We start from the raw sequence: 12,614 nt of genomic DNA, 5'->3' as shown, positions 1-12,614 counted from the left end.
TGACAGCGGATTGGGTCATATGAGCGAAAACCCGCCAGAGCGAGCAAGGTGCCTTGAAACGAGGCGGCATTGACCTTTTGGTCATGCCGCCGAAGTTGAAAGGCAGATTGCCGCTCTGGCGGGTTTGCAGCGTCAACCGGTTACGCGGTTTGGTAAAACCGCGTAACTAGAGTGCGTCCGCACACCTCTTGCAAATATGTGCGTGGCCGTTGTACTCGCCGACGGTGGTGCGGTAGTTCCAGCAACGATCGCAGCACTCGCCCTCGGCTGCCTCGATGGCAACGGAGAGCTCCTCGCCCTGGGTCAGCTCAACATCGGAGACGATGTAGAACTCGGCCAGGTCAACGGCCTTATCGCCGGTCAGCAGCGCATACATCTCGGCGGGAACGACCGCCTTGACACGGACCTGCTGGCTCTTGGTGAAGGTGCCGACGGAGCGGGCATCCTCAAGGGCCTTGGTCACGGCGCTACGAAGCTCGAGTGAAGCCTCGAGCACACCCTCAAACTCATTGGCCTCGTCAACCGTGATGGGCGACTTGTACCAATCGAGCAGCGCGGCGTACTTCTGGTGGTCGACGCAGCCGGCGGGCGCATAGGCCATGGCCTCGTCGACGGTGTAGGACAGAATCGGCTGCAGATCGCGCATGAGCATCGAGAAGAGCTCGGCCAGCACGGTCTGGGCACTGCGGCGCTCGAGCGAACCGGGCTTGTCGCAGTACAGACGATCCTTCAGGGCGTCGAGGTACACGTTTGAAAGCTCGGTAACCACGAAGTCGTAAAGCGCACGGTAGGCGCGCGGGAACTCGTAGCAAGAGTAAGCGTCGTCGACCTCGGCCTGGACCTGGGTCAGACGGGCAACCATGAGCTTGTCAAGCGGCAGCAGGTCGGCAAAGGCGACGCCGTCGGTCTCGGGCTCAAACTGACCCTCGAGCTCGGAGAGCAGGAAGCGCAGCGTGTTGCGGAAACGACGGTAGGCATCGGACGTACGGGCAAGAATCTCGTGGTCGATGGACACGTCGGAGCTGGTGTCAACGGAAGCAACCCACAGGCGGATAATATCGGCGCCCATCTCGTCGCAGACCTTGTTGGGGTCGATGACGTTGCCGAGCGACTTGGACATCTTGCGGCCCTGGCCGTCGAGCGTGAAGCCCTGCGAGACGACAGCCTTGTACGGAGCGTGGCCGTTGGCACCCACCGAGGTGAGCAGCGAGCTCTGGAACCAACCGCGGTGCTGGTCGGAGCCCTCGAGATACACGTCCGCCGGATACTCCAGCTCGGGGCGATACTCGCAGACGGCCTTCCAGGAGACACCGGAATCCCACCACACGTCGAGGATGTCCTTATCGGCCTTGAGGTGATGGCCGCCGCACTTGGGGCAGACGCAGGCCTCGCCCAGGTAGCTCTCGGGAGCGTCGGTGAACCAGGCGTCGGAGCCCTTCTCGTGGAAGAGCTTGATGACGGCGTCGAGCGTGGCGTCGTTCATAACCTTCTCGCCGCAGTCGGCGCAGGTGTAGCTGGGGATAGGCACACCCCAGTTGCGCTGACGGCTGATGCACCAGTCAGGACGCTGCTCGACCATGGCGCCAATGCGGTTGGCGGCGTGAGCCGGATACCACTTGACGTTCTCACGGACCTCCTTGCCGGCCTGCTCGCGCAAACCGGTCTTGTCCATCGAGACAAACCACTGGTCGGTAGCACGGAAAAGCACAGGGTGCTTACAGCGCCAGCAGTGCGGATAGCTGTGCGTGATCTTCTTCTCGAGGACCAGGGTGCCGCGCTCGCGCAGGAACTCGATGATGTGCGGGTTGGCCTCATCGGTATCCATACCGCTGAAGGGGCCACCGGTGCCAAACTCCTCACCGGTGTAGAACTTGCCGTCGTCATCGACCGGCATGCAGACGTCGGTGATGCCCTCCTTGAGGCAGGCAAAATAGTCGTCGACGCCGTGGCCGGGCGAGTTGTGGACGATACCGGTACCGTCATCGACACCGACGTAATCGGCCAGCAGCGCCACGCCCTCGACACCGTCAAAAATCGGCTGCTTGTAGTGGATGTGGTGGAAGGTCTCGGCGGGAACCACATAGGGCTTGCCGTCGACCATAACCGGGGTGTACTCCCAGCCAAACTCCTCACAGCACTTAGGAGCCAGGTCCTCGAGCATAACCTCGGCACGGCCGTCGTGCTCAACGGCGACGTAGGCGGCGCCGGGCTTGAGGGAAACGGCCTGGTCAGAGGGGATGGTCCACGGCGTGGTCGTCCAGATGATAAAGTCGACCGGGCCATCGAAGTTCTCAAGGCCGGCGGGCTTGGAGGTCATCTCGAAGCGCACGAAGATGGAAGGGCTCGTCTCGTCGGAGTACTCGATCTCGGCCTCGGCGAGGGCGGTGTGGCAGTGCTTGCACCAGTGGACGGGCTTGTGACCGCGATAGATCATGCCCTTGTCGAACATGGCCTTGAAGACCTCGATGTCGGCGGCGTCATGCTGGTGATAGAGCGTCAGATACGGGTTGTCCCAGTCGCCGAGCACGCCCAGGCGACGGAAACCGGCCTTCTGCAGCTCGATGTTCTCGACAGCGAACTTGTTGCAGAGCTCGCGGATCTTAGCCGTGGAGGTCTGGTTGAACTTCTCGGTGCCGAGCTTCTCCTCGACCTTGTGCTCGATCGGCTGGCCATGGCAGTCCCAACCGGGGACGTAGGGAACCTCATAGCCCTGCATCATCCAGTAGCGGTTGATCATGTCCTTGGAGATCTTATTCATGGCGTGGCCGATGTGGATCGGGCCGTTGGCGTACGGAGGGCCGTCGTGCAGCACGAACTTCTTGTGACCCTCGTTCTTCTTCAGAACCTGCTCGTAGACCTTGTTGTCCTGCCAGTCCTTGAGTCGCTTAGGCTCGGACTTGGAAAGACCGGCACGCATGGGAAAACCGGTCTTGGGCAGATTCATCGTCTGCTTGTACTCGTTTGCCACGGTACCCCTTTCATGTCGTGGGCGCGCACGCCCTCTGGGCACCAAAAAAGCGCCCGTCCCTACAAGCTGGGACGAAGCGCCACAAAACGGGCAAACTGCCCGTAAAAGCTCTTCGCTTAACCACCCAGCTTAGATGCCCTCGCCCGCGTATTCGCGCGCTCGCATCCGTTACTCGGCTGGCCTGTATCGACGACCATCTCGGCGATGTCTACTAAGACGTGCCTGCGCGGCACGTCCGTTGGGACCGCAGCTCCGGGGTGATTTTCATCGGTCGCATGCGCGGGCTCTCAGCACTCCCCGCTCTCTGTAGCATGCGGATGGCCGACTACTCGTCCCCATCAACGCTTATGCGGAGTATGCTAGCACGTTCCGCGCCGGCGAAAAACCCTCAACACTGGTTTCATACTTTAGAAATTTCTCGCTGCCGCAAGCACTCACTTGGAGCAAAATACCTGAAAGCACTTTATCTAGCGAAAGAAGGCTCCTATGCGCACGATTGGAATGAGCGACTATACCGTCGGCGAGGACTGCTTTGCCGAGCTGCCCGGCGCGCTGGCCGAGTACGGGGCGACCAAGGTCGCAATCATCGGTGGCAAACGAGCACTGGCCGCGGCACTTCCCGGTATCGAAGCGGCACTGGAGGGCACCGACGTCGAGATTTTGGAGACGCGCGTCTACGGCTCCAACAGCACGCGTGCCAATATCGCCAAGGTTGTGAACTCCCCCGCCTGCCAAGAGGCCGAAGTGCTCATCGCATGCGGCGGCGGCAAGGCGCTCGACACCGTAAAGACAGCGGCCATCGAGCTCAAGAAGATCGTCTTTACGGTACCGACGATCTGTTCCAACTGCTCCGCCGCGACCGCCATTGCCGTTGTGTACAACGACGACGGCTCGCTCGAGGGCTATTCGTACCCCAATCGCCCCGCGCACATCTTCATCAACCCCAAGATCATCGCCGAGGCACCGGCGGAGTACTTCTGGGCCGGCGTGGGTGATGCCCTGTCTAAGCAGCCCGAGGTCGAGTACGCCACGAGCGCCGGCAACCTGGAGCACACCGCCGGTCTTGGCCTGGCGCTCGCACACACCTGCTCCGAGCCGCTGTTTACCTTTGGCGTCCAGGGTCTTGAGGACGTGCGCCAGGACCAGTCGACCGAAGCCGTCAAGCAGATCGCGCTCGACATCGTGGTCAACACGGGCTACGTCTCCAACCTGACCAACCAGAACGATTACTACTACAACTCGAGCGTGGCGCACGCGTTCTACAACGCTACCTGCAGCATTCCGCGTGAGGGCTCCTACCTGCACGGCGAGGTCGTGAGCCTGGGCGTGCTCGTGTTGTTCGCCTACACGGGCGACACCGAGAACCTTGAGCGCTATGCTGCCTTTAACAAGCAGATGGGCCTGCCCGTGACGCTTGAGCAGGTCGGGCTTTCCGAGACCGATATCCCTGCCCTGTGCGAGCACGCACACGCCACCAACGAGTGGAAGCAAGGCAACCCGGAGCCCTTCACCGACGAAAAATTCGCCGCCGCCATCAAGGCCGCCAACGCCTACGGCCACACGCTCTAGACCCAGGCCAAAACCACCACAAGGGAGCAGCACCTTTGTGGTGGTTTTTTATTGCTCCAGCATGCTGGGGTCGAACTCGCTAGCCGGGATCACGCGATAACCGTGGCGGAGCAGTAAATCAACGAAGACGCCGTTGCCCGCCGTAAGGGTGCCGCTGAATGTTCCGTCGTAGATGCGACCCGCGCCGCACGAGGGACTACGGTCCTGCAGGATGCACGCGGCGATCTCTTCCGGCCCGCCCGCCTGCTCGCACATATCGAGCGCTCGTTGGGCACCCAGGCGAAATTCGCGATCGACCGATATGCCCTCGCAGGTACGAACCTCTCCGTTCACAATCTCGGACGGCTTGCGCGGCGTGGGCAGGCCCCCAAAGACCTCAGGGCACACCAAGAGGACCTCGGTCCCTGTACGCTCGCAGGCCTCGACCAACTCGCGATGGTAGTTGTCGAGCCCGTTATACTTGCAGCTCTCGCCCATCAAGCAGGCGCTCACCACGATCTTCATTTCCATCCCTCTCAAGCAAAACGCCCCATTTGAGAAAGCTGCTCAAATGGGGCGTCGGCGTTTACTGGCTCGGCCGCGGCTTTACTGCTGCTTGGGCATCAGCGGATTCTCGCGCGTGAGGAGGTTCATGAACTCCTCGCCCGTGATGGTCTCCTTCTTATACAGATAACGAGCCAGCTCGTGGAGCTTAAACTTGTTCTCCTTCAGAATCTGCAAAGCGCGGTCGTGCGCATCCTCGATCAGCTTGGCGACAATCGCGTCCACGCGCTCGGCCGTACCGGGGGCGCAGGTGAGCGACGTGTCCTGATTGAGATACGCGTTCTGCACGGTACCGAGCGCCATCATGCCAAACTCGTCGGACATACCAAAGCGCGTCACCATATTACGGGCGAGCTTGGTGGCCTGCTCGATGTCGTTGGCGGCGCCGGTCGTCATCTCGCCAAAGATGAGCTCCTCGGCTGCGCGGCCACCGCAATAGACAGCGAGCTTGTCCAAGACCTCCTGGCGCGTCGTCAGGAAGCGCTCGTCCTCCTCGACCTGCATGGTATAACCAAGAGCACCGCTCGTGCGCGGCACGATGGTGATCTTCGTGACCGGCGCAGAGCCCTTCTGGCGAGCGGCAACGATGGCATGGCCGATCTCGTGATAAGAAACGACCTGCTTCTCGTGGTCGGACAGCACCGTGGACTTACGCTGTTGGCCGGCAATGACGACCTCCACCGACTCCTCGAAGTCGTCCTGGGTTGCACGCTTGCGACCCTCGCGAACGGCGCGCAGGGCACCCTCGTTGATGATATTGGCCAGGTCGGCGCCCGAGGCACCGGGCGTGGCGCGGGCAATCGCGGTCAGGTCGATCGGCGGCTCGGTCTTCACGCTCTTGGCATGCAGCTCGAGGATGTTCTTGCGGCCGGTCAGATCGGGCAGCTCGACGGGGATGCGGCGGTCAAAACGACCGGGGCGCAGTAGAGCGGGATCGAGACTGTCGGGGCGGTTGGTTGCGGCAAGGACAACGATACCCTTATGGTTATCGAAGCCATCCATCTCGGTCAGCAACTGATTGAGCGTCTGCTCGCGCTCGTCGTTGCCGCTAAAGCCGCCGCCATCGCGCTTCTTACCGATGGTATCGATCTCATCGATAAAGACGATACACGGTGCCTTTTCCTTGGCCTGCTTAAACAGGTCACGAACCTTAGCAGCGCCGCGACCGACAAACATCTCAACGAACTCAGAGCCCGAAATGCTAAAGAACGGAACACCGGCCTCGCCGGCAACAGCCTTGGCAAGCAGGGTCTTACCGGTACCCGGAGGGCCAACAAGGAGAGCACCACGCGGCAGCTTGGCGCCGATCTCCTCGTAGCGCTGCGGCTTCTCCAGAAAGTCGACGACCTCCTTGAGAGACTCCTTGGCCTCTTCCTGACCGGCGACGTCCTTAAAGGTCACGCCCACGTCCTTGGAGGCGATCACGCGCGCGCCGGACTTACCCAGTCCGCCGCCGCCAAAACCGCCGCCGCCAAAGTTCATCGACGGGCCGTCATCGCCCATAGCCTTCTTCATGCGGCGGTTGAGCCACCAACCGATGAGGAAGAAAATCGCCATGGGAAGAATGAGTGTGAGCAGGTAGTAGGTCATCAAACCCGAGTTTTTATCGGGAACGACCGACTCCAGCGAAGCGCCAGACTCAAGCACGCGATCGGTAAAGCCCGCGTCATTCGGCACACCGGTCGTCTTGTAGGCGATGTTCTCGTCCTCGCCCTTCTTGGTGTAATAAATCGAGTAATCGTCCGTGTTGTACTCGACCTTGTCGACGCTCTTCTTATCGAGCGCTTTGACAAACGTCGAGTAATCGGTCTTCGTAATCTGCTGCGTGTGACCGATGTTGGGGAACAGAACGGTCGAGAGCACGAGGTAGACGACGAAGGCGATGAGCACGTAGAGAATCATATTCCGTCTACGTTTGTTGTCATCCATCTCCATCTGCTTGAACTCCATCTACTGGGGTTGATAATGCTTTCTAGAATACCCAACCCGGACGGCGATAAACCGACGCCGGGCACGAAAGGACAGAGATGGCATCACTGTAAGTCGGCAAGGTTCAAATCTATACAGGCGACGGCAAGGGCAAGACGACGGCTGCGCTGGGGCTCGCGCTGCGCGCGACGGGCTACGGGCTCGACGTTCTTAGGCTGCAGTTTGCCAAGAAACTGCACTGCGCCGAACACGATGCCGCGCCGCGCCTGGGGCTGCGCATCGTACAAGCTGACCGCGACACGCCCGAGGCTTGCGCCGCACAGATCATGGAGCTCGCATGCGAGCAGATATCACAGGTCGACGTTCTGATTTTGGACGAACTCGGCGAGGCCATGCGCCGCGGCTTCGTGACACGCGAGGATGTCGAAGCGCTGATCGCGATAAAGCCCGCCACCACGGAACTCGTGCTCACCGGCCGCGGGCTGCTGCCGTTGGCCGACCTCGCGGACTTAGTCACCGAAATACGTCCCATCAAACACTACTTCGACGAAGGCCTCCTAGCCCGCCAAGGCATCGAATACTAATTGATTCGTTTTCCGCCAACACCTACAGCTCATAAGGAAGTTGCGGTGGAATAGTACTTGTTTGACGGTCCGCAAGGGCTTTTCAGGAACTATTTCACCGCAACTTATCAGGGGTATCTGACGGATGAGCTAGGCGGTGGCGCGACCTAGCCAGTTGCCGCTGTGATGGTAGATGGTGAACATGGTTGCGGTGATGAGCCAGGTTACGGGGTAAACCAGCAGTAGATGCTCGAGCGACGGATCGAAGGGCATGATCGCAAACACCCAGATCACCCTCAAGACAACGGTGCCAAAGATGGTGAGCATCATAGGCTGCAAACTCACGCCGGCGCCGCGGATGGAACCCGAGGCGTTCTCGATAATCGAGAAAATCGCATAGAACGGCGCAATGAAATGGAGGATAGTCGTGGTGTACGCCGAAATCGAAGCATCGTCGACAAACAAACGCGACAGCGGGCCCGAGAACACCAGCAGCACGGCAGACAGGCCACCAATGAGCATAAACGACAGCACGAGCGACGTATGGTAGCCCTTGCGCATGCGCTCGTAGTTGCGCGCGCCAAAGTTCTGCGCCGAGAACGTAGTGATCGATACGCCGAGCGCCTCGGTCACCATCCAGATAATGCCATCCAGGCGCCCAGATAGACCCCAAGCAGTCGTGACATCGGCGCCAAACGAATTAACCGATACCTGGATCAGCACGTTCGAGATCGAATAGGCAGCCGATTGAAAACCGAGTGGCAGACCACACGAGATCATACTCTTGCAAATACCGCGATCGATACCGAGCTTAGACAGCGAAAGACGCCATGCACCCGGAGCGCGCATCATGCGCAACACGATCATCGTTGCATTGGAGCAAATGGTCAGCGCCACCGCGATGCCGCAGCCCAGCGCCTCCATATGCAACACAGCGACAAAAATGATATCCAGCACCACGTTAACCAGGCAGCCAGAGGCAATGATCACGGCGGGGCCGCGCGTGTCGCCCACGGCACGCAGCAGTGCGGTTCCCATATTAAGCAGCAGTGCCGCAACCATCGCGGCAAAATAACAGCGAGCATAGGCCACGCCCTCGGCCAATAGTTCATGCGGCGTGTTCATAAGCACCAGCATGGGCTCAACGAACACTATGCCAAGAATCGAGAAAGCGATACCGCCCACCAGCGCGAGCGTCATGGCTGTATGGACCGAACGACTCAGTCGCTCATCATCGTGCTGGCCAAAATACTGACCGGTAATGACCGCGCAGCCGGCGCCGACGCCAACGCAAAAGCCAATGCAGAGCTCGGTGAGCACCATCGTGGCTTGAATGCCACCCAGCGCGAGCTTGCCGCCAAACTGGCCAACGATATACGTACCGATAAGCGTGTAGGCCTGCTGAAAAAACGAACTAAAAAAGATGGGAACGCACAGCGACAGCAGCTGTTGCCAAATGACACCCTGCGTTACATCGATAGCCGTAGATTTCTTAGCCACACGCCCTCCCCGCCAACGTATGTTAAACAACAAAACGGCAATTTAAGACCAAAGCAAATACCAGCTTAGCACCGACCGGCGTCGACCGAAACACCCCGAATCAGAGCCCAGCGCAAAATATCTGCCTAGTGATACAAACCCGGCTGGTAGTGATACTCATTGCTCACGTGCGGGCACAGCTGCCAAAAGGCGACGGCGCTCGCCGCGGCCACGTTGAGCGAATCGACCCCGTGCGCCATCGGAATGCGCACCGCGTGGTCACAGCCGGCAATGGTCTTGGCGCCCAAGCCGGCACCCTCGGTGCCCATAAAAATCGCCAAGCGATCAATCTTCCGCAGTACAGGATCATCAAGCGAAACAGAGTCGTCCGTCAACGCCATAGCGGCACACGAAAAACCGGCATCGTGCAACGCGCTCAGACCATCATGCGGCCACACACGAGCCTCGCTGCCAATGCGCGTCCACGGCACCTGAAACACGGTGCCCATGCTCACGCGGGCCGAGCGACGATACAGTGGATCGCAGCACGTCGGGCTGACCAAAATACCGTCAACGTTCAATGCGGCAGCCGAGCGGAAAATCGCGCCAACATTGGTGTGATCGACAATACCCTCAAGCACGCACACGCGCACCGGACGACCCCCCGCCGCCTCGACAACGCCGCCCAAGAACTCATCAACCGGAATCTGACGCGGGCGACGGAACGCCGCCAGCGCGCCGCGCGTCACGTTAAAGCCCGTCAACTGCTCCATGAGCTCCATGGAGGCCACGAACACGGGAACCGGACCCGCTCCCTCGCGCACGACAAGCTGGTCAAACAGCGGCATCATCTGGTCGAGCCAGCGCTCGCCCAGAAGAAAGCTCACCGGCTCATATCCGGCGCGAACCGCACGCTCGATGACCTTGGCACTCTCAGCGATAAAAATGCCCTTCTGCGGCTCCAGCACGCAGCGAAGCTCACGCTCGGTCAGTCGCACGTAGGCATCGAGCCGCTCGTCCTCGAGCGAATCAATTCGCAGAACCTCAACGGCATCAGTCATAGCAGCCAGCCCGCACCCTTCTTTACAGCACATCTATACCAAACGAGGCGACGCTAAGCGCCGCCCCATGCATTCAATCAACCCGATGATACCGTTCACGCCAGACGATTTACGCCTCGATGCGACGATACGTCACGAACTCATAATCGACGCCCTCGTCACCCTCACCGGCGGCAATCGTCGCGACCCCGCTACGCTGCGCAATCTCCCACGCAGGATCGGCTTCCAAATCGGGAAAGTACGTATCCACGACATGGACGCAGTGGTTATGCGTGACCTCGGCCTCGACGCAATACGGCAAAAAATGCCGATAGACATCGCCGCCACCGATCACCCAGGCAACGGGCTCATCGGCAACCGCGGCGAGCGCCTCGTCGATACTATGCACCACGTCGACGCCCTCGGGGGCAAAGCTCTCGTCGCGGGTGAGCACGATATTGCGGCGGTTCTTGAGCGGACGCCCGCCGGGAAAACTCAGCAGGTTCTTGCGTCCCATGATAACCGGGCAGCCCTTGGTGCAGGCCACAAAATGGCGCATATCGGCGCGATTGGACACCACCATGTCGCCCTCGCACCCAATGCCCCAATCGTCACACACGGCGACGATGGCAGAAAGCTTACACGTCATGCGCGTCACCTACACCGCAATGGGAATGTTCTTGACCTGCGGGCCGTGCTCATAGCCCTCGACGATCAGGTCATCGGTCGTAAACGCATAGAAGTCATGCACATCGGGGTTGAGCGTTACCTTGGGTGCCGCAAACTGCGGACGCTCGATAAGCTCGCGGACGATATCGACATGACGATCATAGATATGGGCGTCGGCGATCACGTGCAGCAGCTCACCGGGAATCATATCGACCGACTGCGCGACCATCATCAGCAAAATGGCGTACTGGCACACGTTCCAGTTGTTCGCGGCCAAAATGTCCTGGCTGCGCTGGTTGAGAATCATGTTGAGCGTCGGCTTGTCGTCCTGAGGACGCTGCGTCACGTTATAGGTCACGCTATAGGCGCACGGATAAAGGTGCATCTCGGACAGATCGCTAAACACGTACGTATTGGTCATAATGCGGCGACTATACGGCGTGTGCTTAAGGTCGTACAGCACACGGTCCATCTGGTCGAAGTCGCCCTCGGCGTAATGGCTCTTCTGACCAATCTGATAGCCGTAGGCTTTACCGATGGAACCGGTCTCATCGGCCCACTCATCCCAGATATGGCTGTTGAGATCATGCACGTTATTGGACTTCTTTTGATAGATCCACAGAATCTCGTCCATGGCAGACTTAAGCGCCGTACGACGCAGGGTGAGCGCGGGGAACTCCTCGCGCAGATCATAGCGCGCCGTGACACCAAAGTTTTTAATGGTATAGGCAGGGGTGCCGTCCTCCCACACCGGACGGACCTTTTGGCCCTCGGTGGTGGTGCCATGATCCAAGATATCGCGGCACATGGTTACAAACTGCTGATCAGCTTTGCTCATTGACCCTCCTGTCAGTCGCCTATAAGCGAGATTTATTGTAGCCCAGGCGCACGCGGCCCCACAGCCCAAACATAAGCCCTCATTTTCTGACATATGCCAGAAATTCCTTGCGCAAATCCGCACGTTCGCTATTCTATTGTTGACATATGTCAGATTTGGAGAGCGTATGGCTGGAAGACGCGAAAAACTGCGCCGCGTCGGGATCATCCCCGAATACCGCGGCTTTACCCCCGATGGCCTGGCCAGCGGTGATGCCATCGACATGACCGTCGACGAGCTTGAGGTGCTGCGCCTGTGCGACCTGGAAGGTCTCAACCAAGAGGCGGTCGCCCAGCAGATGGGCATCGCCCGCGCAACGGTGGCGGCCATTTGCAGCCGCGCGCATCGCAAGGTGGCCGAAGCGCTGGTCAACGGACGAGCGCTCGTCATCGCGGGCGGCAATATCGCGTACTCCCCCATCGCCACGACGACGGCCGCATGGCCAGCAAAGGAGGTCGGCACCATGAGGGTGGCAACGACGTACGACAACGGCAACATCTTTATGCACTTTGGCCGCAGCGAGCAGTTCAAGATCTACGACATCCAGGATGGCAAGGTGCTCAACGAGCAGGTCGTAGGCACCGGCGGCACCGGCCACGGCGCCTTGGCGGGCCTGCTTGCCAACGGTGGCGTTGACACGCTCATTTGCGGCGGTATCGGCGGCGGCGCTATCAACGCGCTTGCCCAAGCCGGCATCACGGTCTATGCGGGCGCCCAGGGCAGCTGCGATGCCTGCGTCGAGGCCCTCATTGCCGGCACGCTCGCACAGAACGGCGAGGCCACCTGCGACTGCCATGGACATGATCACGAGCACATCCACGAGCATGGCGAGTCCTGCGGCTGCCACGGTCACCACGACCATGACGGGCACGAAGGCTGCGGATGCCACTAGCGGCAAGCACCTCGTCGAGAACGCGCTTCCACGCGTGCGACAACCAGCGAACAAACGGCGAAGGCCGCCTGGAATACCATCCAGG

Annotated in this window: 10 protein-coding genes; 3 read left to right on the top strand and 7 right to left on the bottom strand. The window is 60.0% G+C overall.

The annotated features are described in order from the left end of the window. Nucleotides 1–166 precede the first annotated feature (166 nt). Nucleotides 167–2,944, bottom strand: a complete 2,778-nt coding sequence (ileS, locus tag PMX72_RS09730) for an isoleucine--tRNA ligase (RefSeq protein ID WP_416378031.1) — start codon at nt 2,942–2,944, stop codon at nt 167–169. 510 nt (nt 2,945–3,454) lie between these two features. Between ileS and PMX72_RS09725 the strand changes: the two genes are divergently transcribed. Continuing rightward, nucleotides 3,455–4,537, top strand: a complete 1,083-nt coding sequence (locus PMX72_RS09725; protein WP_271729845.1) for an iron-containing alcohol dehydrogenase family protein — start codon at nt 3,455–3,457, stop codon at nt 4,535–4,537. 48 nt (nt 4,538–4,585) lie between these two features. On the opposite strand, the gene PMX72_RS09720 is transcribed toward PMX72_RS09725, so the two are convergent. Together PMX72_RS09720 and ftsH are read right to left on the bottom strand one after the other, a co-directional pair. Further along, a complete protein-coding gene (locus PMX72_RS09720; protein WP_138112401.1) occupies nt 4,586–5,041 on the bottom strand; it encodes a 2-thiouracil desulfurase family protein in 456 nt (151 codons plus the stop codon). Nucleotides 5,042–5,122: 81 nt separating this feature from the next. Next, nucleotides 5,123–7,015, bottom strand: coding sequence for an ATP-dependent zinc metalloprotease FtsH (ftsH, locus tag PMX72_RS09715; RefSeq protein WP_171021520.1), 1,893 nt, complete (start codon nt 7,013–7,015; stop codon nt 5,123–5,125). A gap of 122 nt (nt 7,016–7,137) precedes the next feature. On the opposite strand from ftsH, the gene PMX72_RS09710 reads away from it, so the two are divergent. Continuing rightward, the gene (locus PMX72_RS09710) at nt 7,138–7,593 is read left to right on the top strand and encodes a cob(I)yrinic acid a,c-diamide adenosyltransferase (protein ID WP_138112399.1); all 456 of its coding nucleotides are present in this window, start codon (nt 7,138–7,140) and stop codon (nt 7,591–7,593) included. 129 nt (nt 7,594–7,722) lie between these two features. Here PMX72_RS09710 and PMX72_RS09705 read toward each other — a convergent pair whose 3' ends face one another. The 4 genes from PMX72_RS09705 to thyA all read right to left on the bottom strand — a co-directional run bounded on the left by PMX72_RS09705 (nt 7,723) and on the right by thyA (nt 11,598). Then, the gene (locus PMX72_RS09705) at nt 7,723–9,072 is read right to left on the bottom strand and encodes an MATE family efflux transporter (protein WP_195544370.1); all 1,350 of its coding nucleotides are present in this window, start codon (nt 9,070–9,072) and stop codon (nt 7,723–7,725) included. A gap of 125 nt (nt 9,073–9,197) precedes the next feature. Next, on the bottom strand, nt 9,198–10,112 hold the full coding sequence (locus PMX72_RS09700) for a TrmH family RNA methyltransferase (protein WP_138112397.1): 915 nt from the start codon (nt 10,110–10,112) through the stop codon (nt 9,198–9,200). 109 nt (nt 10,113–10,221) lie between these two features. Then, complete coding sequence (locus PMX72_RS09695; RefSeq protein ID WP_271729843.1) at nt 10,222–10,740, bottom strand: dihydrofolate reductase; 519 nt, start codon at nt 10,738–10,740, stop codon at nt 10,222–10,224. A 9-nt stretch (nt 10,741–10,749) separates the two neighbouring features. Continuing rightward, entirely contained in the window at nt 10,750–11,598 is an 849-nt protein-coding gene (thyA, locus tag PMX72_RS09690; protein WP_055309513.1) for a thymidylate synthase, read from the bottom strand. Between the two features lie 166 nt (nt 11,599–11,764). Between thyA and PMX72_RS09685 the strand changes: the two genes are divergently transcribed. Then, the gene (locus tag PMX72_RS09685; protein ID WP_215693507.1) at nt 11,765–12,529 is read left to right on the top strand and encodes a DUF134 domain-containing protein; all 765 of its coding nucleotides are present in this window, start codon (nt 11,765–11,767) and stop codon (nt 12,527–12,529) included. Nucleotides 12,530–12,614 lie beyond the last annotated feature (85 nt).

The sequence above is a fragment of the Collinsella aerofaciens genome, assembly GCF_028207065.1.
GTDB classification, from domain to species: domain Bacteria; phylum Actinomycetota; class Coriobacteriia; order Coriobacteriales; family Coriobacteriaceae; genus Collinsella; species Collinsella aerofaciens_AR.
This window is presented reverse-complemented; position numbering and strand designations above follow the sequence as displayed.

Coding starts and splice junctions, on each gene's coding strand:
- ileS (WP_416378031.1), bottom strand. CDS start 2,944: ATGAATCTGCCCAAGACCGGTTTTCCCATGCGTGCCGGTCTTTCCAAG.
- PMX72_RS09695 (WP_271729843.1), bottom strand. CDS start 10,740: ATGACGTGTAAGCTTTCTGCCATCGTCGCCGTGTGTGACGATTGGGGC.
- PMX72_RS09685 (WP_215693507.1), top strand. CDS start 11,765: ATGGCTGGAAGACGCGAAAAACTGCGCCGCGTCGGGATCATCCCCGAA.
- ftsH (WP_171021520.1), bottom strand. CDS start 7,015: ATGGAGATGGATGACAACAAACGTAGACGGAATATGATTCTCTACGTG.
- thyA (WP_055309513.1), bottom strand. CDS start 11,598: ATGAGCAAAGCTGATCAGCAGTTTGTAACCATGTGCCGCGATATCTTG.
- PMX72_RS09700 (WP_138112397.1), bottom strand. CDS start 10,112: ATGACTGATGCCGTTGAGGTTCTGCGAATTGATTCGCTCGAGGACGAG.
- PMX72_RS09725 (WP_271729845.1), top strand. CDS start 3,455: ATGCGCACGATTGGAATGAGCGACTATACCGTCGGCGAGGACTGCTTT.
- PMX72_RS09720 (WP_138112401.1), bottom strand. CDS start 5,041: ATGAAGATCGTGGTGAGCGCCTGCTTGATGGGCGAGAGCTGCAAGTAT.